Origin of the sequence: Aeromonas sp. PrichA-15, from assembly GCF_017939245.1 — a bacterium.
Lineage (GTDB): Bacteria > Pseudomonadota > Gammaproteobacteria > Enterobacterales > Aeromonadaceae > Aeromonas > Aeromonas caviae.
This window is the reverse complement of record NZ_JAGKRH010000113.1, coordinates 1-1292: the sequence shown is the minus strand read 5'-3', so window position 1 is coordinate 1292 and position 1292 is coordinate 1. Positions and strand designations below refer to the sequence as shown.

General features: G+C 58.3%; 1 protein-coding gene. It reads left to right on the top strand.

Annotated elements, in window-relative coordinates; all coding sequences use genetic code 11:
- Positions 1 to 65 precede the first annotated feature (65 nt).
- Positions 66 to 1292: IS4 family transposase (locus J9889_RS14520; RefSeq protein ID WP_210557159.1), on the top strand; the 1227-nt coding region annotated here is incomplete at its 3' end.

The window sequence follows — 1292 nt, the reverse complement described above, 5'->3', positions numbered from 1 at the left end:
ATCCATTGACCGATCCTCAGGCTGTGTAAGAATCCGAAACTCCTTGTTGGGTTTCGGATTTTTTTATGCGTATCGACCAAGCTCTCGACTTCATTCACGCCTGTCCTCCCGGAAAGTTTGAGTCCCTGTCTGACCTGCTGTCACCTGAACTGGTGCAGGCTTGCTTGGCCGAGACGGGCTCCGTCTCCTTGCGCCGACGGCGCATGCCCATGGAGCGGGTGCTATGGGCCATTATCGGGATGTCCTTGTTTCGTCATGTCCCTATGGCCCAGCTGGCCAACCAGCTCGATATCCTGTTACCCGGCGACCGGCCGTTTGTCGTCCCCAGCGCCTTCATCCAGGCGCGCCAAAAACTGGCTGACCAAGCCGTTCGACAGGTGTTCCAGCAGACCGCCACACTCTGGCATCAGCAGTGTCAGCACCCCACCTGGGCCGGCTTGCAGCTGCTGGCCGTGGACGGGGTGGTCTGGCGCACGCCCGATACTCCGGACAATGCCGGCGCCTTTGCCAAGTCGAAAACCGTCCAGGGGGAGACGCAATATCCCCAGGTCCGCATGTTGTGTCAGATGGAGCTGACCAGTCATCTGCTGACCCAGACAGTGATGGACTCCTGTGCGGTAAACGAGATGGTGTTGGCAGAGCAACTGATTGAAAAAACACCCGATAATAGCCTGACCCTGTTCGATAAGGGCTTCTACTCACTGGGGTTACTCCATGCCTGGCAACGCCAGGGCGTAGCGCGTCACTGGCTTATTCCGCTGAAAAAGGGGGCTCAATACGAGGTCATCCGCAAGCTGGGGCGGCAGGATGTGCTGGTACGCCTCAGTGCCAGTCCGCAGGCCAAGAAGAAGTGGAGCGAGTTGCCGGAGCAGTTCGAAGCCCGGCTGCTGACCCGGACGGTAAACGGCAAGGAGCGGCAGGTGCTGACCTCGCTCACCGACCCGCTGCGCTTCCCGGCCAGCGAGTTGATGGAGCTATACCAGAATCGCTGGGAAATCGAGCTGGGCTATCGGGAGATGAAACATAGCCTGCAACAGCACCGGCTGACGCTGCGCAGCAAGAAACCCGATGGAGTAAGGCAGGAGCTATGGGGCTTGGTATTGGCCTATAACCTACTGAGATATCAGATGGTTAGGATGGCGGCGAGCTTAAAGGGCTATACGGCCAGCCAGTTGAGCTTTCACATGGCATCGGTGTATCTGCTGCATGAACTCAGTTGCCTGCCGTTTGTGTCACCGGGCATGGTTCCAGGGCGTGTCGCTGAGTTGGACAAACAGGCAGAGCAGTTCAAG